Consider the following 23,610-nt stretch of genomic DNA (forward strand, 5'->3'; position numbering starts at 1 on the left):
GATGGCTTGCTTTATCAGCGTTTAGGAAATAAGTTGATAAAATGTGAAGGGTACAGGAGCCGTATACGAGGTCCGTACGTACGGTTCTGTGAGAGGGATGAGGCATAAGCCTCACCCTACTCGATATTACTCTAAATCTTTACATTCTGTACAGTTAACGCTCAATAAGGCCACGAAATAGGTCTAAGTTATTTTATTCGACTATAGTATTAGCTAAACGTCTTATAGTAAGAATATTAATCCTTTGTTAATGTTCGTCGATTATTAACGGAATGAAAGGCCGGAGCGGCAAACAGTGCGCTCTTTAATACAAATACAAAAAGAGAAACATGCTTTATGATCATCTTTTTTATCTGCATCACAATTTTAATACTGGGTTACAAATTTTATAGTCCCTTTGTTGAAAAGCAAGCAGGTTTAGACTCAACGATTGAAACACCACAAAAGCGCTTTAGCGAAGGTGTTGATTACGTGGCTATTCATCCTGTGCGTGCATTTTTAATTCAATTTTTAAACATCGCCGGTGTAGGTCCTATTTTTGGTCCTATTCTTGGTGCCTTATACGGACCCGTTGCACTAGTTTGGATTGTACTAGGTAACGTGTTAGGTGGTGCTGTTCACGACTTCTTCTCAGGTGTTATGAGTATAAAAGAAGACGGAAAAAGCCTGCCAGAAATAGCCGGGCATTACTACAATATTGTATTTAAAGGCTTTATGCTGATATTTACTGCCATGCTATTGTTTTTTGTAGGTGTAGTATTTATTATGAGCCCTGCGGGCTTATTAAGTAACCTTGATTTTTTTGAAGGTACAATGCTGGCAAATAACACCTTTTGGGTGTTGGCTATTTTAGCGTATTACTTTTTAGCGACCTTGCTACCAATTGATAAAATCATTACTAAGTTTTACCCAATTTTTGGCGCTTTAATGATTGTAATGACTGTTGCTATTGCAGTTTCGTTATTGATTAACGCGCCACACTTACCCGTTGCAGGTGACTTTTTAGCTTACTTTAGTGGTGACCATGCACATGACTTTTTAGAGCCAAATCCGGATGGTTTACCTACGTGGCCATTGTTATTTATAACAATTACCTGTGGCGCTATTAGTGGTTTTCACTCAACGCAAGCACCTATTATTGCACGCTGTTTAACAAACGAAAAATATGTACGCCCGGTATATTACGGCGCCATGATGTGTGAAGGTATTGTTGGTTGTGTTTGGGCACTTGCTGGTATTGCTGCATTCCCAGAAGGTTATGCCGGTTTAAAAGCATTACTTGATCAAGGTGGCCCAGGTTTAGTGGTTAATCATATTGCTAATAGCTACTTAGGTGTATTTGGTGGTGTTATGGCTATTATTGCTGTAGCTGTATTCCCAATTACTTCAGGTGATACTGCGTTTCGTTCACTGCGTTTAACCGTGGTTGATGCGTTTAATATTCCGCAAAGCTTACGTAACCGCTTATTAGTAGCGATTCCAATTTTAGCAATTGCTTACTTTATGACTAAACTCGACTTCTCGCTTATTTGGCGCTACTTTGCGTTCTCAAACATGCTGCTTTCTACTAGCGTATTATGGCTGGCAACTAAGTACTTGTTTGACCGCGGTGCATTCCATTGGATTGCCAGTATTCCTGCAGTAATTGCTACAGCAGTGACGCTTTCATACATTATGACAGCGGCAATTGGTCTTAACTTATCAAGTGATATGGGTAAGCCAATTGGTGCAGTGGTAGCGGTAATTGGTTTTATTACACTTGCCATAGTGCACTCTAAGCACAAAGGCAGAGTAAAAGTTATTAATTAAAAAATGATCATAAATCATAAGTGTTAATTAAAAACGAGCAGCTAAACCTGCTCGTTTTTTATGCCCAATAATAAAGCTCCATCACACTTACGGCTAAATAACATGACTTAATTTAATGCCACTAATATAACTGCTATTATTTGTTAATTGCTTTAACTGAGTTAGGAAGTACAAAATGAAAATAGCCGCTGATTTTAGTAAGCGCGTTGTTGTACATAGTGAAAAACTAGAGTGGGTAGCCTCGCCAATAGCGGGAGTGCATAGACGCCCTTTAGATAGAGTAGGCGATGAAGTTGCTCGCGCCACAAGCATAGTACGTTATGCGCCTGGTAGTGAATTTTCGCCGCATGTACATACAGGTGGTGAAGAGTTTTTAGTGCTCGATGGCGTATTTCAAGATGAGCACGGCGATTACCCTGTAGGTAGTTATATTCGCAATCCTCCCCAGTCAAAGCACAAACCGGGATCTCAGGGGGGCTGCGTAATATTTGTAAAATTGTGGCAGTTTCAACCACAAGATAGACAGCATGTGTGTTTACACACTAAAAAAATGCAAGGCGTTACGCACCCCCAGTTTAATAATGTTAGCGTAATTTCTTTATATAAAGATAACTTTGAAGAGGTAAGCTTACTGCACTTTAAACCTAACACCGACATGGTTATAAATGCAAAGGATGGGGCTGAGCTGTTAGTACTTGAGGGATTGCTTAACGAGCAAACAGATACCCTTATTAAAAATAGCTGGTTAAGAGTGCCTATTAATAGCACTGTTAATGCTAAAGCAGGAAGTACAGGCGCAACAGTCTGGCTTAAAACCGGTTATTTAACTGATGTAGCAAACCAAATCACTCGATTAAAAAATGCATAATTAACCACTTCAAATGAAGTAGCAAAACACCCGTTATAGCTGATCTTTGAGTTGTATCAGTATGGGCCTTAAGCTATCACCTATACTCAAAGAAAATCATATTTTGCGAGGTTCGATATCTTTAAAATACCACCGCAACTATAGATTGATTAGCAGTTTCGCTGTAAACCTTTGTCCTATGAGAAGTCACACGGATAAATTACTTTAAAGCCTCATAATATGGGGCTTTAATCGTTTAAATTACATCAGCTAATACAGGTAATGCCGGAAAGGCTCCTTTAGTTAAACAGGCTTTTGAGCCACATTTAAGAGCAAAGTGCAGGGCGTCTTTTACGCTCGCTTTATCATTTAGTTTATCTGCTAGTGGTAAATCACTTCCTAAGTTATTTAAGTAGTATAAAACCCCCGCTATAAATGCATCACCCGCGCTTGTTGTATCTACGGCGTTTATTTTTGGTGCAGATTCGTTAAGTGTAAATGCGCTGTGGTAAACCTTGGCAGGCTCTGGCCCATCGGTTAAAAACACCAGTTTTACTCCGGTATTTAATAGCGTTTGAATGTAATCATCGCTCGTTGTATCACTATGTTGGGCTAAAAAATTAAGCTCATCACGCGAGAGTTTTACTATGTCACAATAGGTGTAACAAGCTTTTACATTGCTTGCTATATCGTTTGTGTTTTCCCACAAGCTGTAGCGTAAATTCACATCAAAACTGACGAGCTTATTATTCGCTTTTGCAAGTTCTAGCGCTTTAACCGTTGTGCTGGCAATGGCTGATTCGGTCAATGTGTTTGAGCAAAAGTGTAGTGTACTTATTTCTTGCCAATTTATACGCACTAAATGCGCCTGGGTTAACAGTACATCGGCTGTGTTATGGCGATAAAAGCCAAAACTACGCTCGCCGGTTTCATCAAGGCTTACTATAACCATAGCGGTTTGTGAGCCTGCAATGGTAAATAAATAGTCTGTATTTACATTGTATTGCGCTAATGCATTACTTAATTGATTGGCAAAATGATCGTCCCCTCTACCACCACAAAATGCAGCTTCACCTCCGAGTTTTGCATAGCCAACAGCTACATTGGCAGGTGCGCCACCTGGTATAGGTAAATAGGCAGAGTTATTCGCATCTTGTGGCAGCATATCAATTAATAGCTCGCCTAAGCACAGAAGTTTGGTCATTTGGAATATCCTAAAAAGCCTAGCAAGGCTAGGCTAAAAAACGTGAAGGGTGTTAATTATTCATACTTTAAAAGGCGCTACAGTGACTACTCACCGCAGCGCAATACACATTTAGTTAAAAGCGTATTTTAAAGTTACCGACGTTGTGCGGCCGTTAATAGCACGGGCACGAATAATGTTGTTTTCAGGTACTGAGCCTTCTTCTGCTTCTGTAATACCTACTGTATCAAATAGGTTGTTCACATTAAGCGCAATATTAAGGTTTTCAGATAAATCATAGCTTACAAAGCCATTTACCTGTGTGTAGCCGTCAAATTGCAAGTCGTTATTATCTTGAGCGTACGCATCGGTAGTACCAATGAAACTTACCCCTGCAGCGCCTTTTTCATAGTTGTAACGTGCCATTAATGAGTAAATTAAATCGGCTTGACGACGTGGCGTATTACCTACAACATCTGGGTTAAGCGCATCTTTTGCTATTTCTGCATCGGTCCAGGTTAAATTACCGCGAAAATCCCATGCATCAATAAAGTAAGTAGATTCTATTTCAATCCCTTTTGCTTCGTATTCACGGTCAAAAAATGTTTGTGATGTTGCTTCAAAGTTTTGCTCTTCAGTTTCGGCAAAAAACGCAGTAGCAAATACTGATAACGAATCAAAGCGCTTCTTAACACCAAACTCAAACTGGTTTACTTCATCAACAGCGTCTTCTTTTGCAACAGAGCCGTCGGCGCGTACTTTACCAAATAAAAGACGGTCAGCATTTGCACGACCACCTTTACTAATACGTGCAAACGTAGCAAGGCTTGGGTCAATTTGATAATTAGCACCAATTGAATAAGAAGAATAGTTCCAGTCATAATTTACTGGACTTGCGTTTGCAGTATCAATACCTGCAACGTTTTGCTCAGGGATTGATATTTCACCGTCGCGGTTCATATCTACTGTTGAAGTCACTGCACCTGCGTATGTTCCGCGAGCTTCACCGCTATCGTAGCGAGCACTAGCATCAATACTGACATCACCTAGCTTAGTAGAAAATGCTACGTAAGGGGCGCGTGTATCGTATTCCGTATCGTAATCACGTTGGCAGCAGTTACCAAATGCACTGTAAGCGTATAAACCGTTTTCAGATAACTCAGTGCCATCGGCACCTGTTACATTTAATAATGAAGCATTGTCACCCTTGAGCTCCATTACGTAAGAGTTCCATAACCACGACATCGCAATGTTTTGCGTAGATGCATAGTAACCAAATGTAAGACTGGTATTATCGTCGAACGATTTAGTTAATTTAAAGTCATTAACTATAGATCCAAAGTCATTCATTGTGACATCAAATGTCACCATCTTCATTGCTAAACCATCGTTAAACGCTTCACCGGTGTTCGCGTTACTCAAGGTTGCACCTGCGCCACCAATGCTTTCTGCTATTGATGTTGCACTGCCTACTTGTTCTGTGAAAGGTGAATTAAAGTTACCGCTAATTGATGATTTACGAAAACGGTTTTCGATACGCCAATCGTTATCTAAATCAAATACAGCTTCGAAACCAACAGAGTCAACCTTTGGATTCATACCATCGTGGATATCGCCGCTACTGATTTGGTTTTCACTATTTAAACGTACTGTTTTAGTAAATAACGCTGAGTGAGGTGTGTCTGATTGCGCATCAAAGCCAGCAATAGAGTCACCATTTGAGTACATTGGCATAGGAAGGTAGCCAACACTTTTATCGTCTAAGTGTTTGTAATAAAGGCGCACGTAACCGTTGTCGAAATCTTTAGTAAGGTTAGCTTTTATTTGGCCACCTTTATTAGACGTGTAACCTGTTTCGCGCGGGCCTTCGCCTTGACGAACAAAACCACCAACATGAAAACGCACGCTATCGGTTAAGTAAGTACCGTATTCGAAGTCTGTACGAACGCTGTCATAATCTAGGCCTAGAGTTGTAGACACACTGCCAGATTCGCTTTTGCCATTTTTAGAGATAAAGTTAATAATGCCACCAGGTGCATTACTTGCTGCAGTAGATGCTGAGCCACCACGAATCGATTCGATAGTCTGCACCGTATTATCTAATCGCATAAAAATATCTGAATTACCAAAGGCAACATCACCAAACTGCATAACAGGAAGGCCATCTTCTTGTAGTTGTAAAAACTTAGCGCCACCCGATGCTACAGGTAAACCACGAACAGCAATGTTAGCGTTACCTTCGCCGCCAGTTGATTCGGCGCGAACACCCGGAATAATTCTAAATGCTTCAGCCGTTGAGCGAGGTGTAGACACCTCTACTTGTTCAAGCGATAAACTGCTTACTGATGAACTCGACGCCATAATGGTTGTTCGGCGAGGTACACCGGTAACAACAATTGTTTCAAGGCCCTTGTTGGCTTGGACTTTGGTTTCTTGCTCATCTTGTGCATGAACGCCTTGGCTTACAGCAAGTGCCAAAGCACTGATTAAATATAAAGGTGTGTGGTGTGTTGTCATGTTAACGCCTCATTGTGTTGAACCCAACAGGATTTGTTATTTTTACTTAATCGATTAAGTAAAAATAACAAATATTTTACAATAAGCAAATCATTTTGTGTTTAATTTGTTCTTTTATTATTCATATTTTGATTTTTAAGGTGTTTTTATTGTATTGAAATACAAGTTTATTAAGCTGTTGGGTTACTTTCTTGTAAAGCACTCATTGATGGGTCGCGTAAATAATTGAACAACATAGCTACAAATAAAATCACGGCAAACCCTGTTGCTAAGTAAAAGCCATAGCGCACATGGCCAAAGTAATCGCTGATCATACCCATAAATAAAGGAGCTAAAGCAGCCGATAATGCGGTAAAAAACAATATAACGCCGGCTACGGCTCCATGGCGCTCAGCAGGGAAACACGATATACCTTTAGAGTTTAAAGTTGGATAAACCATAGACATAAATAAACCTGAAAGAGGTAGTAACCCTACAGCCCAGTCAACACCACCAATAAGTGTACCCGCATAACAAAGCGCAATGCCTAAGCTTAAATAAGCCATAACACCTTGCCAGCTATAACGGTTTAGTAACCATACGGCAATAAAGCGACCTGCAGCACGTAGTATAAAAAATATAGTAAGTGCATAAGTGGCAAGGAGCGGCCAAGAGCCTGTGTAGTCTTTTAATAGCGTTGGCATCCATACATAAATAGCCACTTCAGTCGCTACATACAGTGCAATGGCTAAAGAAAAGCCAAGTGCATAAGGGTTTTTTACCATTTTCAGGGTAGTGGCAAGCGAAGCAGGCTTTTCAGTTGTTTTAACCACGTCAGGGTAGTCTGCGCGCCATGCTAATAAAGCAAGTATTAAACACATTACGCCCGCAGTAATATACAGGTATGTCCAACTTACGTTTTGCACTAATAAAACACCAACTAGGGCAGGGCCTACAATAGCGCCAATGCCAAAAAATCCCTCAACCTTGTTCATGGTTTTAGTATGGTCGTCGTTACTATGTGAAATATCGCCAAGCAATGCCAGTGCGCCGGTTTTAAATAAACCAATGGCCAGACCTATGCAGCAAAGCAATACTAAAAAGAAGGTAAAACTGGTGCTAAATGCAAATAAAAAACAACTAGCAGAAAATATTAATAAACCCAGCATAATGGTTTTTTTACGGCCAAGGCTGTCAGCTAAAAAGCCTAAAAATAATCCACTAAAGGCTATTAATGCCATGGGAGCGTAATGAAATGCACTAGCTTGAGTCATGCTCAAACCGAAATCCTTTATAAGTTCGGGGATTATCATGCCGACTGCGTCAGAGGTCATGGCAAACATAAAAAACATCATATATGTAAGCCAGCGTATTTGTTGCAGTGGGCCGCTGCTTACTTGTGTGTGTGATTTTGTCATGTGTTTATTCCTCGTTAAATTCTCTATTAACACTTCGTAAGTCAGTCAGTTGCTTACTGTAGTATTACGTGAGCCACGAAATTTGTATGTAAAATTATTAAAAATTACTTGTAAATTCTTACTCGCTAGTTAAAGATATATCTTAATCGATTAAGTTTCAACATGGTAATCACACAATGATGAAGAATAAAGTTCAATTGATCACATATGCTGATCGAATCACTGGCCAAAATATAGGCGCGCTAACCACACTTTTAAACGGTCCTTTAAAAGGCGTATTTGGTGGTGTGCACTTATTGCCATTTTACAATCCTATTGATGGCAGCGATGCTGGCTTTGACCCTATTGATCATAGTGAAGTTGATTCTAGAATAGGCACTTGGGAAGACATACAAGTATTAGGTAAAGATCTCGACTTAATGGCAGACCTAATTGTTAACCATGTATCGGCGCAGTCTTTTCAGTTTCAAGATGTATTAGCTAAAGGTAAGCAATCAGAATTTTGGGATTTATTTTTAACCAAAGAAGATGTATTTCCAAATGGTATGAGCGAAGCTGAGCAAAAAGCAATTTACCGCCCACGCCCAGGTAGTTGCTTTACCCCAATGAAATGTGGTGATGGTAAAACGTATGACTTCTGGACCACTTTTACCGATAACCAAATTGATATAAACGTAAAAGTAGAAGCCGGTGTTGCGTATTTAAATAACGTACTTACTAAATTTTCGGCTAACAATGTAAATATTATTCGTTTAGATGCGGCGGGCTACGCCATTAAGCAAGCGGGTACTAATTGCTTTATGCTTGATGAAACATTTGGTTACCTAGATAACTTATCTAAGCAAGCAAACGATTTAGGCATGGAAACCATTGCAGAAATACATAGCCATTATCAAACTCAGGTAGAAGTGGCAAAACGTGTAAATATGGTTTACGACTTTGCGTTACCACCACTTATTTTACACAGCTTATTTAACAACGATGTAGATGCACTGCTCAAATGGTTACAAATTTCGCCACGCAATTGCTTAACCGTACTTGATACACACGACGGTATTGGCATTATTGACGCAGGTCCAATGGGCGACAAGCCAGGGCTATTAAATGCACAGCAGATTGATAACCTAGTAGAAACAATGCACGCCAACAGTAACAACCAAAGCCGCCAAGCTACGGGCGCTGCGGCGAGTAATGTCGACTTATATCAAGTTAACTGTACGTACTACAACGCATTAGGCGCTAAAGACTTTGATTACTTACTGTCGCGTGCAATTCAATTTTTTGCACCAGGTGTACCACAAGTATATTACGGCGGCTTATTTGCCTGTGAAAATGATATGGATCTATTAGCTAATACAAATGTTGGCCGTGATATTAACCGCCCATATTTAGATGCAAATATAATCGAAAAAGCCTTGAATAAGCCTGTAGTAAAAGGTTTAATTGAATTAATTAAAATTCGCAATTCACACCCCGCGTTTGCAGGTGAATTTAGTGCCCAAGGTGAAGGCAGTATGTGTTGTTTATCGTGGCAACTAGGTGAGCAAACTATTTCACTTACTGTTGATTTTAAATTACGCCATGCACTGATTACGCAGCTAAACGGTGATGAAGAAACAACGATTAACTTAAATTCATTTTTAGCTTAATGCTGTAAAAGTAATTTATAAACGCCATGTAAAACAAAAGCCAAGCTACTTAAGCTTGGCTTTTTAATACATAAAACAATTACAAGGCTTGTAAGCTAACTACTCGCACCAATCTCTAATTCGTAACTGACTTCCTGAGTTTTTTCTTCTTTAGAAATAAATAATTCAGCGGCTATAACGCCTTTTTCTTGGCTGTTTTGATGAATAGTGGTTAGGCGAGGTACAAACCGGGCTGCTTCATCAATACCATCAAAGCCCACAATACGCAGTTCTTCACCTATTTTTATGCCTTGCTTTATTGCTTCTCGCATTGTAGCAAGGGCAATTAAATCACTCATACAAATTATAACGTTAGGATGCGGTGATGCACTAAGTACTTCTTTTGCAGCAATATTGGCAAAACGTTCGCTACTTTCAGGTATATTCCAAATACGATCGTCAGCTACCGTAATATTTGCCTCGCTTAAAGCGCGTTGATAACCACGTAAACGTTGATGAGAAATAGATTGTCCGGCTTCAAATTCGTAATGCTCATACACGCGGCACAATACGTTTTCATCAAGTAATCTAAGTCCCAAAATAGCGACTTTATCATTTTGATTATGCAGTACGTGTTTAGCAATTTCGTAACTGGCTTGCTCATTATTTATATTTACAGAGGCATTGCGGGCTATATCAAAGTCAATAGTCACCACATGTTTAGACACTATTTTTAACTGCTCAACCAATGCATTATTACGAGGACGGCCATAACAAATAAAACCATCAACAAAGTCGACTATGTTATTAAGGGTATCGCTATTACCTGAAAACAATAAAACATTAATGCCGTTTTTTTCAAGCACCGAAGTAACACCGCGCATAAAGCTGCTAGCCACAGGATCCGACACCATGTATTCCACACTATCGGGCAGTACTAAAGCGACAATATTAAATGTGCCATTACGCAATGATTGCGCGGCCTTATTAGGCCCGTAATAGCCCAAAGTTTTACACGCTGCAAGAATATCTTCTCGGCGTTTAGCCGATAGCTGATCAGGGCGATTAAACGCATTAGAAACCGTAGCATTAGACACACCTAATTCTAGAGCGATACTTTTTAAGGTCCAGTGGGCCGGTTTTCTCATGAGTTATGATTATCCTTTAAAAAGACTGTGCTTAAATTAATAGAGATAGTATAAAATCAAATAATAGTTATAGCTATAAACTGGCATGAAGTATGATGACTTAATACTTTCATTTTATTTTTTAACCTCGGCCCACTGGGCTTTTAGCCAGCGGCTTAGGGTAATAATATCGGTTTGTTTTGCTCGCGATTTTTTATATACAAAATAAAATTTACAGCCGGTTTCAACTCCATGCAGTGGCAACTTAACTAAATGGTTATCGTGCTGTGAGGCAATAAAAAACGCATCAATAAGAGTAATACCTAAATTATAACGCGCAGCTTCTGCGGCCAGTATAACGTGACTAAAGTGATTAACTCTTACGTTTTTAGGCAGCTCAAAGCCGCCGCTTTTACACCATTGCTGCCAGTCATTGGTGCTACGTTGCTCTGACTCATCATACTGCACCGACAACAGCGGGTGCTTCCATAATTCATTGGGCAGCGATTGATTTTTTAATTGCTGCCACATGCCTTTGCCACAAGCAGGGTAAAGCTTTTCTGCAAATAAAAATAAGCTGACAAACTCACCTTTAGGTGGCGTTGTGGTAATAAAACAATCGGCAACACGGTCGCTAAAATCCGCCTCATCTACAATCATATTTAAAGTTAAGTCGATATCTGGCGAGTCATGTTTAAAGCTTTCTAGTCGCGGTATTAACCACTTAACAGCTAATGAGCTATAAAGTGCTAAACGAATATGCCCAGGCTCGCCGTAACGTATTTTTTGTGTGGCAGAGGCTAAACTGGTTAATGAATGACTCACTTCTTGATAGTAACGATTGCCCGCGTCGGTTAATGAAAAGCTACGACCACTGCGGTTAAATAGCGGCTCGTTTAAATATTGCTCTAGTAATTTAACCTGATGGCTCACGGCACTTTGCGTCACATTTAGATGTTCTGCTGCTTTAGAAAAACTATTTAATCGCGCTACAGATTCAAAACACTGAACAGCACGTAATGGGGGTAATTTCATTATTAGTTAAACTCATACTAAAAGTATTTTAATCATTATACATAATTAAACGGATTGCTCTATGCTAGCGTTTTTAATTTGCGGGCACGGAGTAACAATGCAAAAAATATCGGTTGGCTTAGGCATGACATTACTTGTGGTGGGTAATATTATTGCGGTTTTTTCTGATGCTATAATCAAAACTTTACCAGCAGAAAGCCCCACGTTTCAGTTTGTATTTATGCGCCAACTTACCGCAGTATTAATTTTGCTCCCGTTTTGTTTGTCGGCGAATAAAAAACATTTATTTGCCGGTTTAAAATGGCATGCGGTACGCGGACATGTATGGTTATTTGGTATTATATTTATGGTGTTTGCGCTAAAAGCTTTACCGCTTGCAACCGCTAACGCTATTTTTTATGCAGCGCCTTTATTAATGCTGCCTTTAGCAGTAATGATATTTCGTGAACAGCTAACAAAAAGCAGCATAGCTGTGGCTGTTATTGGCTTTATAGGGGTACTTATTGTTATTCAGCCTACCGACATTAATTGGGCGGCTATATTTGCACTTGTAGTCGCAATTACACTGGCAATAAATAATGTACTAATACGAAAGTTACCTAAACATCATAGTATTATGCAAACTTTGTTACTTACCAATTTAGTAGGTATGCCTGTGGGATTAGGTTTGGCGCTGTGGGAAAACGAGCCGTGGCATTGGGCCGCACTTATTACTGCGTTTGGCTCTACACTGTTTATTTTAATTTATGCGGGAATTTGCGTGTATGTTTATAGCAAAATCGAATCGAGCCAAGTTGCTAGCGCTGAATATAGTGGCTTAGTGGCGGCTGTCGTTGTTGGTTTATTTTGGTTTGGCGAAGTACCTACACTTGGCTTAATAATTGGCGCATCGTTAATTATTTTACCCTTAGTATGGTTGGCTAACGTACAAAAAAACAAACAGCGATTGGTTAAACGTCAACTCACAAAATAAACTACTGCGCGTGGTGTGTACTGCGCAGTAGTAAAAAGTCGTTTAAGCCAAATAAACAAATATAAGTTAATTAGAGCTTATATTACTTTTGTAAACCAAACGGGTCGTCAATACTGTGACTAGGCTCGGTAAACCATTTTGCACCACTGTCGGTCATATAAAAATGATCTTCTAAGCGCACCCCAAATTCATCCGGTATAACCAGCATTGGCTCGTTACTAAAACACATGCCAGCGGCTAGTGGCGTTTTATTACCGCCTACCAAATAAGGCCATTCGTGAATATCTAAACCAATGCCGTGGCCTGTACGGTGCGGGCAACCAGGTGTTTGATAATCAGGGCCTAAACCTTGCTCAGCTAAGTAGCTGCGCGCAGCTGTATCTACGTCTTCACATGGCACGCCAATTTTTGCTGCATTGAAAGCTGCAATTTGTGCTGCTTTTTCATTATTCCAAAATTGACGTTGGCGATCTGTCGCTTCACCAAACACATAAGTGCGGGTAATATCAGATAAGTAATCATGTACTTTACAGCCAGTATCAATAAGTACCATGTCGCCTTTTTTAAGAATTTGCGGATCTTTTACCCCATGCGGGAATGACGTTGCAAGCCCAAATAACACGATACAAAAGTAGTTACCCGGCGCACCTACTTTTTGATGCGCTAGCTTTATAAATTCTTCTACTTCAGTGGTACTAATACCTTCGTGTAGCATGCTTGCCGTGGCTTGGTGAACCACTAAGGTCATATCCATAGCGCGTTGCATTAACGCCAGCTCATTGGCTGATTTATGCATTCTACAATGTGCTGTAACCGGCTGGGCATTCACTAAATTTAAGCCCGTTTGCGCTTTATTAATACCATCAAAAATAAAGAACTGCGCGCTTTCGTCAATACCAATAGTGCCATTAGCCGCAATACCCATTTCCGTTAATATATTAACAAATAACTGATATGGGTTTTGATGCTCTTGCCAACCACGGATTGGCCCGTCAATTACTTTAAAACCATTAAGTGAGCCAATTTCAAAATAAGGAGCTATGTATTGCACTTCACCTTTAGCTGGCAAAATTGCGCCAACTAAACGCTCACTTGCATACCAACGCATACCGGTAAAATAAGCGAGGTTAGTACCTGCATTTAAATAAATGGCATCAATGCCATTGTTTTGCATATACGTTTGCGCTTTGGCTATACGAGTTAAATACTCTGCCGGTTGAATAGGGGTTAAATCGCTGGTCATATTGCTTAAGCTAGCGAGTGCTTGTTCTTTGGTTTGGGTGCCAATACCAATTGTGGTCATAATGATCTCCTCTTTTATGCGGCTATTGTGCTTGTGCGGCAGGTTAACTGCAAGTTGATTGCGGTAAAACTTTGTAATCTGAGCATGTATTTAATAAAGCCAATGCGCTATATTAATCTAGGTATGTACTACATAGTCTAGGCATTTTGTTTGCTGTGTATGTTGTTTAGTAAACTATAAAAATAAAAACAAAGGTGGGTGTATGGCTCTGTTGTGGTTGGGGGTTTTATTTATAATAATTGGCACTTTGCCATTTGTACGCTGGTTAAAATGTAAAGTAAGTAAACGCCACTGGCGGGTTTGTGTGGTAGAACAAATAACTGCCGTGGCAAATAATCAAATAACAGCACCCGAAATGTTGCATCAGCCAACTATGCTAGTGAGTTTTCGTTTTGATGGGCAGGTGCACAGTGTATTAGTGGAATATCGTGAAAAAATGTTTACCCGTTTTAAACAAGGTAAAACCTGCACACTGTTAGTTGACAAAAATAACCCGCAGCAGGTTTATAATAACGCAATACTTTGGCAAAGCTACGGATTAGTATGGTTATTAGCCGGTATTAGTTTATGTGCTTTTAGTTATTTTAGTTTGATTTAGTTTGATTTAAATCCCCTCGTTATCCCTTAATAGCGTTTAAGTGCAGCGCTTTTGAGGGAGCCTACCACTCTGTTTACTCTTCTTTTATCTAAGTAACTTTGATTGGAACAAGGCTGCTGGGCAAGAATCTGGGTTAAGTGTTGCAGGCAAAGAGGGCGACGAAAGTGCCTTAGTTGCAGGCGCTCAGGTTGAAATTTGGTTTTAATACGCAGTATTAATGCGCCATAAAAAATACAATAAAATAAGTTTCGTAGGCGTATTTAGTGCCTACGAAACGTTAATTAACCTCGCTATAAAATTAATCTAAACCACCACTTAATGGTTTTTCTTGGCAATGTTTGCTGGTGGTACGCCATAGGCTTGCTTAAATAATCGGCTAAAATGGCTAGGGCAATTAAAACCCAGCTCATAACACGCTTGGCTAACCGTGCGCCCCTGTAACAATTTACTATAGGCTTTTTTAAGCCTAAGTTGCTGTTGCCACAGTGATGGGCTCGTACCAAACGCCAACTTAAATTGTTGATAAAACTTGCTGCGACTCATACAGGCAATTTTACACAGCCTCTCTATATCCAATGCTTCATTTAAGTGCTCTTCTATGTATTGCAACGCATTATTTACCGGTGTTTTAAGCTGCGGATTATTGCCGTGTTTTAGCAATAAATCTCGACTTTGCTGCTGTAGCAAACGGGTAATAAGCTCGTTTAACGATAAGTCGATTAAATAACCTCGCTGCTCGTCGGGCTCACTAAATAAATGCACCATACGCGCTAAAAGTTGTTGGGTTTGGCTATTGTGCTGGCTATGTACCAGCTGTGGTGTATAGGCAAATAAGTCATCGCTGGCAAAGCGTTGCTCAATATTGAGTGCATTAGCCACCTGCGTTATTTTGTCTGTGCTTATTTCAATAGCAAGGCAGGTAGTAGGCGCGTTTAAAGATGCTTGTTCAAAGTCAATTAATACCCCTTGCTCTGGTGCTAATACAAAGGATTCGTGAGGTAAAAATGCCTTATGATATTGGCAGCTCTCTACATGCATTACCTTTTTACCACTAAGCATGGCGCAAAAAAGTAATTCTTTTGAATGCAAAGCTACTTTTTGCGCATTTTCATAAGTATCGTAAATACTTAGCTCGCTATTATCGGCAGCAAAGGTCACTTTATTTTCAATTAGCACCTTTAATTGCTGGCGTTGCTTATTTAATTGCGGAGTATGCATTTTAATCCCTTTTAAATCTGGACTCATAGACAACTTTTGTGGACAGCAATACATGTTTTTAAGTGTTTGATAGTCTAATGTCAATCAATACTGATTAATTATAAAACAGCACTTGATTAAATATAAAGCAAAAAGACTTATTTAATAGCTCGACTTTTAGCTAATAACAACAAGAGAGTGTCACTATGATTTATGCAAATCCAGGCGAAAAAGATGCACTAATTACCTTTAAAGCGCAATACGAAAACTACATTGGTGGAGAATGGGTAAAGCCAGTAAACGGCCAGTACTTTGAAAATATTAGCCCTGTAAACGGCAAAGTGTTTTGCAAAGTAGCGCGCTCCGACAAAGACGACATTGAACTTGCGCTCGACAAAGCCCATGCAGTAAAAGCGCAGTGGGGCACTACATCGGTTACCGATCGTAGTAACGTATTACTAAAAATAGCCGACCGTATTGAACAAAATTTAGAGTTACTTGCGGTTGCCGAAACGTGGGACAACGGCAAAGCAATTCGCGAAACACTCGCGGCCGATATTCCACTAGCCGCCGATCACTTTCGTTATTTTGCAGGTTGCCTGCGCTCACAAGAGGGCGGTATTAGTGAAATTGATGAAACTACCGTTGCCTATCATTTTAATGAACCGTTAGGTGTAGTTGGGCAAATAATTCCGTGGAACTTCCCAATACTAATGGCAGCGTGGAAGCTAGCCCCAGCCTTAGCTGCGGGCAACTGTGTAATACTAAAACCGGCAGAGCAAACCCCTGCCTCTATTTTAGTGTTAATGGAAGTGATTGGCGACTTACTGCCAGCGGGCGTACTCAACGTAGTTAATGGCTTTGGTAAAGAAGCAGGTGAAGCCCTGGCTACCAACACCCGTATTGCTAAAATCGCCTTTACGGGGTCTACCCCAGTGGGTTCACATATTTTAAAATGCGCCGCCGAAAACATTATTCCATCAACGGTAGAGCTAGGTGGTAAGTCACCCAATATTTTCTTTAGCGATGTAATGGACAAAGACGACGCGTTTTTATCTAAAGCAATAGAGGGCGCAATATTGGCCTACTTTAACCAAGGTGAAGTGTGTACTTGCCCATCGCGACTATTTATTCAAGAAGATATTTACGAGCAATTTATTGAACGCATTTTACAGCGTACAGCACAAATTAAACGCGGTAACCCGCTAGATACCGAAACCATGGTAGGTGCGCAGGCGTCTAAAGCGCAATTCGATAAAATATTAAGCTACATCGAAATTGGTAAAAAAGAAGGTGCCGAAGTACTTACTGGTGGTAACGTAGAGCAGTTAAGCGATGATCTTAACGGCGGATATTACATTCAGCCTACGCTATTAAAAGGCACCAACGACATGCGGGTATTCCAAGAAGAGATTTTTGGCCCGGTTATTTCAATGTCGACCTTTAAAGACGAAGCCGAAGCGTTGGCACTTGCCAATAGCTCTGAATTTGGTTTAGGCGCCGGTGTATGGAGCCGCAACATGAACCAAGCGTATCGTATGGGGCGTAAAATTGAGGCAGGCCGTGTATGGACTAACTGCTACCACATGTATCCGGCCCACGCCGCGTTTGGCGGTTATAAAAAATCAGGTATTGGTCGCGAAAACCACAAACTCGCACTGGGTCACTACCAACAAACTAAAAACCTATTAGTAAGCTACAGCGAAGATCCGCTCGGCTTCTTTTAATTTTAAGTACAAAGTTAAAATAAACAACCGTTAAGTAATGACAGCGCTGCATATTTGCAGCGCTTTTTTGTACATTGATTTAATTAATTTAAAACGACTCAACCGCGTTATCGCTCTTAGCACTAGGATAGTGCGTACCATGAAATTACATAAAAGTTGTAACCCATACCCATTGAAGGTAAGCATCAATCGTGTTTTTGCACACTTTTATTATATGTGTTCTTTTTTCAGTGTTAATAAAGGGTATTTCATACAAGCTAAATTTATAACTAATAACTGTATAAATTGGCAATAGTTGCGGCTTTGTCGGATAACATTATTAAAAGTCGTTTTGGGGCATTTTAACAAAGGCAGTTTTATAACACACGTAATTACTTGTTTACATTAGAGTTGTTTGATGGAACTATTAAGCTATGTAATATACGCCGTTTTGGGGTGTTATAAACCCCCAAAGTGGTGTTCAATAAGCTGTTAAATTACAAAAGGTAAAAGTTTAGAATGGAAGTAAGTTGCAGTAATTGTAAGAGAACGATAGAGCCTCAAAATATTAATGTAGGGAAAGACACTGCATACTGCGTGAATTGTGAAAATCTAACAAGTTTATCTTCATTGCTTGAGTCCTCACCTAGTGGGAAATTTGACGCGACTAACTCTGTTAGGGGGGTGACTGTAAGTGATAAGGGCTATAACTGGTCAATTGAATCTTCTAATAGAAGTTTAATGGCTCTTTTCTTAGTACCATTTACTTTAGTGTGGGCGGGAGGTTCACTATCTGGAATATATGGTTCTCAGTTATTAAGCGGTGAGTTTGAATTAGAAAAGTCATTATTCGGTCTACCTTTTTTAATCGGTAGTATTGTGCTTATAACTATAAGTTTAATGAGCTTGTTTGGGCGAACCGTTGTAAGTAATGAAAATGGAAATGCGTTGGTTTTTATTGGAGTTGGATCTATTGGGTGGTACCGAAGGTTTGACTGGAAAAATATTGAGAGAGTGACAGAGAGTAGTGCACGACAACATAAACATTTGTCGCTCGAAGGTGGTAAACGCCTGAATTTAGGTTGGGGGCTAAGTAGCGAGAAGCTCTACTTCCTAAGTAATTTTCTTCGAGCAAAACTGAAAAAATAATTTAACAAGGCGCTAAAGAATAGGACGCAGTAAACTGCGCCGCTTAGCTTGGCGTTATGCCCATAAGGAGAAGATAGACCAAAATGGATACGTCTGAACTAATAGAACTTTTTGGAAAGAATATTGATTCCAATGAAGTGAATGATTTTTTAAAAAAATATCCATCATTTAAAATTGACAGACCTGATTGTGGTACTCAATACGTTGAATCAAAAGAAGAAGGTGTAGATCTATTGTTCGAGCCAGATGATGGAGCTCAAGGTGGTAAAACAAAACACCTGAGAAATTGCCAAAGTATATTTCTATATTCTCAAGGCATGGATGATCATGAGCAATATTCCGGGAAAATACCATTAGGGTTTATTTTCTCAGATTCTCGGCAAGCACTTATAAATAAATCTACTCCTGAAAGAACATGGAAAATTGGTAAAGGTGAGGTTGAGGTTAGTTTTCCTAACCCAAGTCATGATAGGTGGGACTTAGGTGATAAATATTTATCAGCCCATTACAGCAAGAAAACGGGTGCTATCATGTACTTTATATTTAGTCGAAAAAAGGCATAACAAGTTGCTGCAAACGGACTCCGCAAGCTGTCACGATTTTTGCGGAGCAAAAATACATGCCAACTTGCTACGCAGGTGAGCAAGGCGTTATGTGTACTCATTGATACTTGGCGTATTTCGAGCTGCTTGAATTTTTTCTAGAAAAGAATAAGAATCTTCAAGTAGGTTTGTTGAGATATTCATACTTTTATTGAAATCAATCCTAGCTTCAAGTACACCAAGCATATTGAACTTGGCGTTCATTTTGGCATCACCTTCAGGTGTTCCTTTCATGTCACTTACACTACCATCGCTATTAACTTTTAGGAGTGGTGGAGGTAAAAATGCTGAGCTTAAATCACCTTCTCCAGCTTTCATTAAAGCATTGGCAAGATCCATGGATTCTTTGTAGCTCATATTCTTAGGGTCAAATGATTCAGCAAGCTCACGAATAAACGGCTTTTCCGGCTGGATATTGCCGGTAACGGGTGTATTGGCCGGCAAACCGCTGCCGCTTTTCTGCGTTGGCGTTATAGGTAATGCGCTTGTTGGGCTTCCAATTTGCATAGTTAACTCCTAATATTTTTGGCTATAAATTAGAAAGCAAGCTGCATGCCAATAAGCTGGTGTGCACAAACACATAACAAGTTGCAGCAGTTCGCGCCTTCGGCGCCGGACGCTCGTACCTCGCGCCGCTGTGCAAAGCGTTATGTGTTTCAGGAGTGTGGTGATTTCAATGGATAATGATGACGTAAAAATGGTAGAGGCGAAGATAGAATTAGAACGTATTTCTGACCTTCAAAAGTATAAAGAAGAATTTGATAAGCTTGGTTCAAATCATTGGGGACTTAAAGATTTTCTCTCTATTATTGCGCCATTTGGCTTACTACTGATTGCAAATAGTTTCTTCACAATTGAAACTGAGTTATTTCAAATAATGTGTGTTATTTTCTTTGCTTCGTCTTTTGTACAAGGCATGGTTACGGCTGAAAGTAAAAAGACAAATCGCAGAATGGATTTGCTGCTGAAAATCATCAAACAAGATCAGAGTAAAAACACATAACAAGCAAATCAACGGGAATTTTACAGCTGGCTGTTTCGTTCCTCAACATTGTAAGCCAGCAATAAAGTCCCATTATTTGGGCGTTAGCTGTCTTTAGCATTCTGATCTTAACAGTTCTAAATTTGTCCTGTACAATGCGATAAAAATATTATCTGTAAAATTATAAAAAATATAGGGAAATATGAATAGTTTGCCAGATCACTACCCCGATCATTACCCCGATCATTACCCCGATCATTACCCCGATCAGTGCCCGCCTAAGGTGGCTCATTATCACACTGGTGATTTGTATCGATTCATTAATCGCAACAATCCAGTTCCTAAGGATTTTAAATCATATTATGACATCAACCCTACAAAAAATTGGGGAGAGAAGGCTTGTCTGGCTAGAGGTCTTTCTGTTGTAAAGTGTGGCTTGGGAGTTCAAGAAATGAGGGATGCAATTCCTGCTCTACGTAGAAAAAAAGTATCAAAAGCTAATATTTCTGATAATTTTGGTATGTTAGGAGATACACCTTCTTCATCTTCTCAAAGACACTGCACATGGTGGATGCCTAAATCAATTCTAGAGCCAGAAAAACTCTTTGTGGTTATTAATGAAAGTGAGCTAACCAATGTTTGATTTGCCTAAAAAAACACCTATGGGCGAATTGTCATTACTTGATACATTCGAGTTTTATGAGTTTCCTCGCTTATTCAGCGCTAAATCAAAGACTGGTGCTTTATATTTAGGATTGTCAATTTTCGATGATTATGAAGAGTTCGAATGGTTATATGTCGCAATTTCCCCAGATCGCATTAAAGAACTTATTAACCAGCGGTTATGCTTACATACAGTGTTTACAAAGCCTGAAAATGAATATGTGTTCAAGGTTTATACTAATATAAATGGTGATACAAAATTTGAGTATATCTTGTCAGAGCAATTGTCTGCTGATGACTTACCTATCCCTGAAACTAAATTAAAAATTGAAGGCAAGGTTACACATTATGGTTTGGGAGAAATAGATCCACAAATTGCGGCAGTATCATCTGTAAGGGAAACCTTTAACTTTCATCTTTACCCTTGGGATACACAGTTGCCTGAATTAAGTTCTCGTAGTTTAGGTAATATCTTACTTTCTACTCAGGAGTTGGTCGATGCTTTAGGGCAAACTTGTGAGGATGATGAACCTTCACTTAAGGGGGCTATCTCAGCAGATATTTTGCAAAAAACCAAGTTAAATACCTGTCAAATATTTGAAGGTTCTTTTGGTGTTCAGTTTAAATCTGCGCATGTAAGTGATTTGTTTGGCGATTCCCTTTCAGGCAGGGCTATTAATGAACTACTAGGACTCTTATCTGCTCAAGATGATGAGGATAACTTAAGTAATAAGTTACATCTTCTTAAAGGCAGAGTAGCTTCAAAATATAGGCGTTTATTGAAAGAAATCTACAAGTTAGGTTCAGGTATAAAATTTGATTGGGGCTCACCAAACAATGCGCATGGCGGAAAGTTAGAACTTACAAAATCGCAAGTAGAAAAAGCTCATTCAATAGTAGATAAGATTGATGTGCAAATGTCTGAAGCTGTTGAAATAAAAGCAAAACTTATTGGCATTAATGTTAGAACTAAGCGCTACGAAATTTCGGAAGTTGAAACTGATGAACGCTATTCAGGTAAGGTTTCAATCGAAGCAATCGGTGATATTGAACATGCTGTAATTAACAATCACTATATAGTAACCTTAAAGAAGCTAATCGAAACGAAGTCATCTTCAGGCGATGAAACTATCAAATGGGTTCTTGTGGCTCTAAAAGACAGCTAACAAGACCTTTAAATGGACAAAAAACAGTTTGCTGTTTTCACTTCGTTCAACATTTTAGCAAACAGTTTTTTGCCGCTTAAGGTGGCGTTAGCATTAACTCAATAGGTATATCTCAATGAAACATGGTCCAAATATACTATTCATATCTCATGGAGGTGGGCCAATGCCACTTCTAGGCGATGAAGGGCACAAAGAGATGGTGAATTGTTTACAAGACATTGCTACTAAAATAATTAAGCCATCGGCTATCATCGTGATTAGTGCACATTGGGAGGAAACCATACCGACCATTACTTCCGGGGATAAGCCAAGTTTAATTTACGATTATTACGGGTTTCCACAAGAATCGTACAATATTGAATACCCTTGTATGGGGGAGCCTCAGCTAGCGGAGCAGATTTATAACTTGCTCGAAAGCGAAGGAATTGACGCTAATCTCAATGAGAAACGGGGTTTCGATCATGGCCTTTTTGTGCCGTTAAAAATAATGTACCCAAATGCGGATATTCCATGCGTTCAGCTGTCCCTTGTTAACAGTCTTGACCCCGATCAGCACTTAAACATAGGGCAGGCACTTCAAAACTTGGATTATAAAGATTTACTTGTTATTGGTTCGGGATTTTCATTTCATAACATGAAGGCTTTTTTTGAATCAGATACCAACGAGTCAAAAGCAAAGAATGAAGCCTTTGAGACTTGGCTTCTAGAGACATGCTCTAATTCAGGTTTCAGTGAAAAGGAAAGGAGGGCCAGGCTATCTCAATGGGCTACAGCCCCTGCTGCCCGTTATTGTCATCCCAGAGAAGAGCATTTGTTACCGTTACACGTCTGCTATGGAATTGCTCAACGAAGTTGTTCGGAATCTTTTGAATTGAAGATACTAAACAAGAAGTCGAGCATGTATCTTTGGTCAACAAAATGCTAACAAAGCGTTGCACCGGACAAGCCGGTGAACGCGGCGTTAGGTGTATATTAGCTCGATGAAAATTAGGAGTATATTAGCTCGATGAAAATATTGCTATCCCTTTTGGCTCTTGTTGCATTATCTGTTGAAGCGGATGAGTGTTCGATGAATACGCCCGAGCAAACATTAGAGTGCTACGGTGAATATACTAGAGCCAAAGATGTAGACTCGCTAAAAACAATCTACTGGGAGCTTAAATCGTTTCACTTTTCAGACAAGGTTCTAGAAGAATCTGCATATAAAGTCATTGAAAGAAAAGTCTATGAAAAAGACCTAGAACTAGGCGGCGCATTGTCTGAAGTTCCACTTTGGGCAAAGAAGGGGAACGTGGAGCTTATATCAGAGCAATCTACGAATGGTGCTAAAAATACATACAGCCATATATTCAGAAAGATAAACGACAAATGGTATATGGTTGGACATAGTGCCCACGGTGTTGATGACTTCGATGAAGATTGGTAAACACCTAACAAAGCCAGCCAGTGTCGCCAGCAAGCTGGCTGGACTCGTTTCACTCGCCCCTGCTGGCAGGCGTTATGCTATTTCAATCAAACGAGCACTTGAAGCTCATAATTACAAAAAGGAAAAAGAATGAATAAAGTTTTAACCACTATTGCGGTAACAGTATTACTTGCTACATGTGCGCATATGCAGTAATGAGTAATCACACCCACTTAGTACTCTATGTTGATGATAAAAAAGCCAAGCGACTAACCGATAAAGCCATTATTCAGCGGTGGCACAGGCTTTGTAAAGGCACTGTT

The 23,610-nt window shown here is 39.7% G+C and carries 21 protein-coding genes and 2 pseudogenes; 15 read left to right on the forward strand and 8 right to left on the reverse strand.

The annotated features are described in order from the left end of the window. Nucleotides 1-336: 336 nt before the first annotated feature. Nucleotides 337-1,809: a carbon starvation protein A gene (locus tag H5058_RS16235; RefSeq protein WP_086996854.1), complete on the forward strand. Its 1,473-nt coding sequence runs from the start codon at nt 337-339 to the stop codon at nt 1,807-1,809. Between the two features lie 175 nt (nt 1,810-1,984). Continuing rightward, nucleotides 1,985-2,677, forward strand: coding sequence for a cupin domain-containing protein (locus H5058_RS16240; RefSeq protein WP_182679026.1), 693 nt, complete (start codon nt 1,985-1,987; stop codon nt 2,675-2,677). Between the two features lie 235 nt (nt 2,678-2,912). Here H5058_RS16240 and H5058_RS16245 read toward each other — a convergent pair whose 3' ends face one another. The 3 genes from H5058_RS16245 to H5058_RS16255 all read right to left on the reverse strand — a co-directional run bounded on the left by H5058_RS16245 (nt 2,913) and on the right by H5058_RS16255 (nt 7,753). Beyond that, nucleotides 2,913-3,860, reverse strand: a complete 948-nt coding sequence (locus H5058_RS16245; RefSeq protein ID WP_182679028.1) for a carbohydrate kinase — start codon at nt 3,858-3,860, stop codon at nt 2,913-2,915. 111 nt (nt 3,861-3,971) lie between these two features. After that, nucleotides 3,972-6,356: a TonB-dependent receptor gene (locus H5058_RS16250; protein WP_182679030.1), complete on the reverse strand. Its 2,385-nt coding sequence runs from the start codon at nt 6,354-6,356 to the stop codon at nt 3,972-3,974. 170 nt (nt 6,357-6,526) lie between these two features. Continuing rightward, complete coding sequence (locus H5058_RS16255; RefSeq protein ID WP_182679032.1) at nt 6,527-7,753, reverse strand: sugar MFS transporter; 1,227 nt, start codon at nt 7,751-7,753, stop codon at nt 6,527-6,529. Nucleotides 7,754-7,929: 176 nt separating this feature from the next. Here H5058_RS16255 and gtfA point away from each other — a divergent pair, with 176 nt between their 5' ends. Next, nucleotides 7,930-9,402 (forward strand): sucrose phosphorylase, encoded by a 1,473-nt coding sequence (gtfA, locus tag H5058_RS16260; RefSeq protein ID WP_182679034.1) that lies wholly within the window; start codon nt 7,930-7,932, stop codon nt 9,400-9,402. 95 nt (nt 9,403-9,497) lie between these two features. Here the strand turns inward: gtfA and H5058_RS16265 are convergent, their stop codons facing one another. Beyond that, nucleotides 9,498-10,529, reverse strand: a complete 1,032-nt coding sequence (locus tag H5058_RS16265; protein WP_182679036.1) for a LacI family DNA-binding transcriptional regulator — start codon at nt 10,527-10,529, stop codon at nt 9,498-9,500. A 114-nt stretch (nt 10,530-10,643) separates the two neighbouring features. Then, nucleotides 10,644-11,543: a LysR family transcriptional regulator gene (locus H5058_RS16270; RefSeq protein ID WP_010553616.1), complete on the reverse strand. Its 900-nt coding sequence runs from the start codon at nt 11,541-11,543 to the stop codon at nt 10,644-10,646. Between the two features lie 97 nt (nt 11,544-11,640). Between H5058_RS16270 and H5058_RS16275 the strand changes: the two genes are divergently transcribed. After that, nucleotides 11,641-12,516 (forward strand): DMT family transporter, encoded by an 876-nt coding sequence (locus H5058_RS16275; RefSeq protein WP_010553617.1) that lies wholly within the window; start codon nt 11,641-11,643, stop codon nt 12,514-12,516. An 82-nt stretch (nt 12,517-12,598) separates the two neighbouring features. Here the strand turns inward: H5058_RS16275 and H5058_RS16280 are convergent, their stop codons facing one another. Continuing rightward, nucleotides 12,599-13,819, reverse strand: a complete 1,221-nt coding sequence (locus tag H5058_RS16280; RefSeq protein WP_182194975.1) for a Xaa-Pro peptidase family protein — start codon at nt 13,817-13,819, stop codon at nt 12,599-12,601. A 202-nt stretch (nt 13,820-14,021) separates the two neighbouring features. Between H5058_RS16280 and H5058_RS16285 the strand changes: the two genes are divergently transcribed. After that, nucleotides 14,022-14,417, forward strand: a complete 396-nt coding sequence (locus H5058_RS16285) for a hypothetical protein (protein ID WP_033012968.1) — start codon at nt 14,022-14,024, stop codon at nt 14,415-14,417. Between the two features lie 94 nt (nt 14,418-14,511). Continuing rightward, nucleotides 14,512-14,622: pseudogene (locus H5058_RS18710) on the forward strand (hypothetical protein); the annotation flags it as partial. Nucleotides 14,623-14,732: 110 nt separating this feature from the next. Here the strand turns inward: H5058_RS18710 and H5058_RS16290 are convergent. Further along, nucleotides 14,733-15,635 (reverse strand): AraC family transcriptional regulator, encoded by a 903-nt coding sequence (locus H5058_RS16290; protein WP_165743769.1) that lies wholly within the window; start codon nt 15,633-15,635, stop codon nt 14,733-14,735. A gap of 185 nt (nt 15,636-15,820) precedes the next feature. Here H5058_RS16290 and H5058_RS16295 point away from each other — a divergent pair, with 185 nt between their 5' ends. The 3 genes from H5058_RS16295 to H5058_RS16305 all read left to right on the forward strand — a co-directional run bounded on the left by H5058_RS16295 (nt 15,821) and on the right by H5058_RS16305 (nt 19,032). After that, nucleotides 15,821-17,341 (forward strand): aldehyde dehydrogenase family protein, encoded by a 1,521-nt coding sequence (locus tag H5058_RS16295; protein WP_011329851.1) that lies wholly within the window; start codon nt 15,821-15,823, stop codon nt 17,339-17,341. A gap of 498 nt (nt 17,342-17,839) precedes the next feature. Beyond that, nucleotides 17,840-18,469, forward strand: coding sequence for a hypothetical protein (locus H5058_RS16300; RefSeq protein ID WP_182679038.1), 630 nt, complete (start codon nt 17,840-17,842; stop codon nt 18,467-18,469). Between the two features lie 83 nt (nt 18,470-18,552). Beyond that, nucleotides 18,553-19,032 carry a hypothetical protein gene (locus H5058_RS16305; protein ID WP_182679040.1) on the forward strand — a complete coding sequence of 160 codons (480 nt, stop codon included), beginning with the start codon at nt 18,553-18,555 and terminating at the stop codon, nt 19,030-19,032. An 87-nt stretch (nt 19,033-19,119) separates the two neighbouring features. Here H5058_RS16305 and H5058_RS16310 read toward each other — a convergent pair whose 3' ends face one another. Beyond that, nucleotides 19,120-19,578, reverse strand: a complete 459-nt coding sequence (locus H5058_RS16310; protein ID WP_182679042.1) for a hypothetical protein — start codon at nt 19,576-19,578, stop codon at nt 19,120-19,122. Between the two features lie 169 nt (nt 19,579-19,747). Here H5058_RS16310 and H5058_RS16315 point away from each other — a divergent pair, with 169 nt between their 5' ends. The 6 genes and pseudogenes from H5058_RS16315 to H5058_RS16340 all read left to right on the forward strand — a co-directional run. Continuing rightward, a complete protein-coding gene (locus H5058_RS16315; RefSeq protein WP_182679044.1) occupies nt 19,748-20,074 on the forward strand; it encodes a hypothetical protein in 327 nt (108 codons plus the stop codon). 181 nt (nt 20,075-20,255) lie between these two features. Next, nucleotides 20,256-20,696 (forward strand): hypothetical protein, encoded by a 441-nt coding sequence (locus H5058_RS16320; RefSeq protein ID WP_182679046.1) that lies wholly within the window; start codon nt 20,256-20,258, stop codon nt 20,694-20,696. Continuing rightward, nucleotides 20,689-21,882, forward strand: a complete 1,194-nt coding sequence (locus tag H5058_RS16325) for a DUF6575 domain-containing protein (protein WP_182679048.1) — start codon at nt 20,689-20,691, stop codon at nt 21,880-21,882. The genes H5058_RS16320 and H5058_RS16325 overlap by 8 nt, the downstream gene beginning before the upstream one ends. A gap of 115 nt (nt 21,883-21,997) precedes the next feature. Then, nucleotides 21,998-22,807 carry a class III extradiol ring-cleavage dioxygenase gene (locus H5058_RS16330; RefSeq protein WP_010553626.1) on the forward strand — a complete coding sequence of 270 codons (810 nt, stop codon included), beginning with the start codon at nt 21,998-22,000 and terminating at the stop codon, nt 22,805-22,807. An 81-nt stretch (nt 22,808-22,888) separates the two neighbouring features. Further along, entirely contained in the window at nt 22,889-23,308 is a 420-nt protein-coding gene (locus H5058_RS16335; protein WP_179806617.1) for a hypothetical protein, read from the forward strand. Between the two features lie 176 nt (nt 23,309-23,484). After that, a pseudogene (locus H5058_RS16340) lies at nt 23,485-23,610 on the forward strand (transposase); the annotation flags it as partial.

Origin of the sequence: Pseudoalteromonas sp. SR45-4 (genome assembly GCF_014163535.1) — a bacterium.
Classification (GTDB): domain Bacteria; phylum Pseudomonadota; class Gammaproteobacteria; order Enterobacterales; family Alteromonadaceae; genus Pseudoalteromonas; species Pseudoalteromonas nigrifaciens.

What these genes read in the sequence shown, in the direction of transcription:
- H5058_RS16235 (WP_086996854.1), top strand. Translation starts at nt 337, where the DNA reads ATGATCATCTTTTTTATCTGCATCACAATTTTAATACTGGGTTACAAA.
- H5058_RS16240 (WP_182679026.1), top strand. Translation starts at nt 1,985, where the DNA reads ATGAAAATAGCCGCTGATTTTAGTAAGCGCGTTGTTGTACATAGTGAA.
- H5058_RS16245 (WP_182679028.1), bottom strand. Translation starts at nt 3,860, where the DNA reads ATGACCAAACTTCTGTGCTTAGGCGAGCTATTAATTGATATGCTGCCA.
- H5058_RS16250 (WP_182679030.1), bottom strand. Translation starts at nt 6,356, where the DNA reads ATGACAACACACCACACACCTTTATATTTAATCAGTGCTTTGGCACTT.
- H5058_RS16255 (WP_182679032.1), bottom strand. Translation starts at nt 7,753, where the DNA reads ATGACAAAATCACACACACAAGTAAGCAGCGGCCCACTGCAACAAATA.
- gtfA (WP_182679034.1), top strand. Translation starts at nt 7,930, where the DNA reads ATGATGAAGAATAAAGTTCAATTGATCACATATGCTGATCGAATCACT.
- H5058_RS16265 (WP_182679036.1), bottom strand. Translation starts at nt 10,529, where the DNA reads ATGAGAAAACCGGCCCACTGGACCTTAAAAAGTATCGCTCTAGAATTA.
- H5058_RS16270 (WP_010553616.1), bottom strand. Translation starts at nt 11,543, where the DNA reads ATGAAATTACCCCCATTACGTGCTGTTCAGTGTTTTGAATCTGTAGCG.
- H5058_RS16275 (WP_010553617.1), top strand. Translation starts at nt 11,641, where the DNA reads ATGCAAAAAATATCGGTTGGCTTAGGCATGACATTACTTGTGGTGGGT.
- H5058_RS16280 (WP_182194975.1), bottom strand. Translation starts at nt 13,819, where the DNA reads ATGACCACAATTGGTATTGGCACCCAAACCAAAGAACAAGCACTCGCT.
- H5058_RS16285 (WP_033012968.1), top strand. Translation starts at nt 14,022, where the DNA reads ATGGCTCTGTTGTGGTTGGGGGTTTTATTTATAATAATTGGCACTTTG.
- H5058_RS16290 (WP_165743769.1), bottom strand. Translation starts at nt 15,635, where the DNA reads ATGCATACTCCGCAATTAAATAAGCAACGCCAGCAATTAAAGGTGCTA.
- H5058_RS16295 (WP_011329851.1), top strand. Translation starts at nt 15,821, where the DNA reads ATGATTTATGCAAATCCAGGCGAAAAAGATGCACTAATTACCTTTAAA.
- H5058_RS16300 (WP_182679038.1), top strand. Translation starts at nt 17,840, where the DNA reads ATGGAAGTAAGTTGCAGTAATTGTAAGAGAACGATAGAGCCTCAAAAT.
- H5058_RS16305 (WP_182679040.1), top strand. Translation starts at nt 18,553, where the DNA reads ATGGATACGTCTGAACTAATAGAACTTTTTGGAAAGAATATTGATTCC.
- H5058_RS16310 (WP_182679042.1), bottom strand. Translation starts at nt 19,578, where the DNA reads ATGCAAATTGGAAGCCCAACAAGCGCATTACCTATAACGCCAACGCAG.
- H5058_RS16315 (WP_182679044.1), top strand. Translation starts at nt 19,748, where the DNA reads ATGGATAATGATGACGTAAAAATGGTAGAGGCGAAGATAGAATTAGAA.
- H5058_RS16320 (WP_182679046.1), top strand. Translation starts at nt 20,256, where the DNA reads ATGAATAGTTTGCCAGATCACTACCCCGATCATTACCCCGATCATTAC.
- H5058_RS16325 (WP_182679048.1), top strand. Translation starts at nt 20,689, where the DNA reads ATGTTTGATTTGCCTAAAAAAACACCTATGGGCGAATTGTCATTACTT.
- H5058_RS16330 (WP_010553626.1), top strand. Translation starts at nt 21,998, where the DNA reads ATGAAACATGGTCCAAATATACTATTCATATCTCATGGAGGTGGGCCA.
- H5058_RS16335 (WP_179806617.1), top strand. Translation starts at nt 22,889, where the DNA reads ATGAAAATATTGCTATCCCTTTTGGCTCTTGTTGCATTATCTGTTGAA.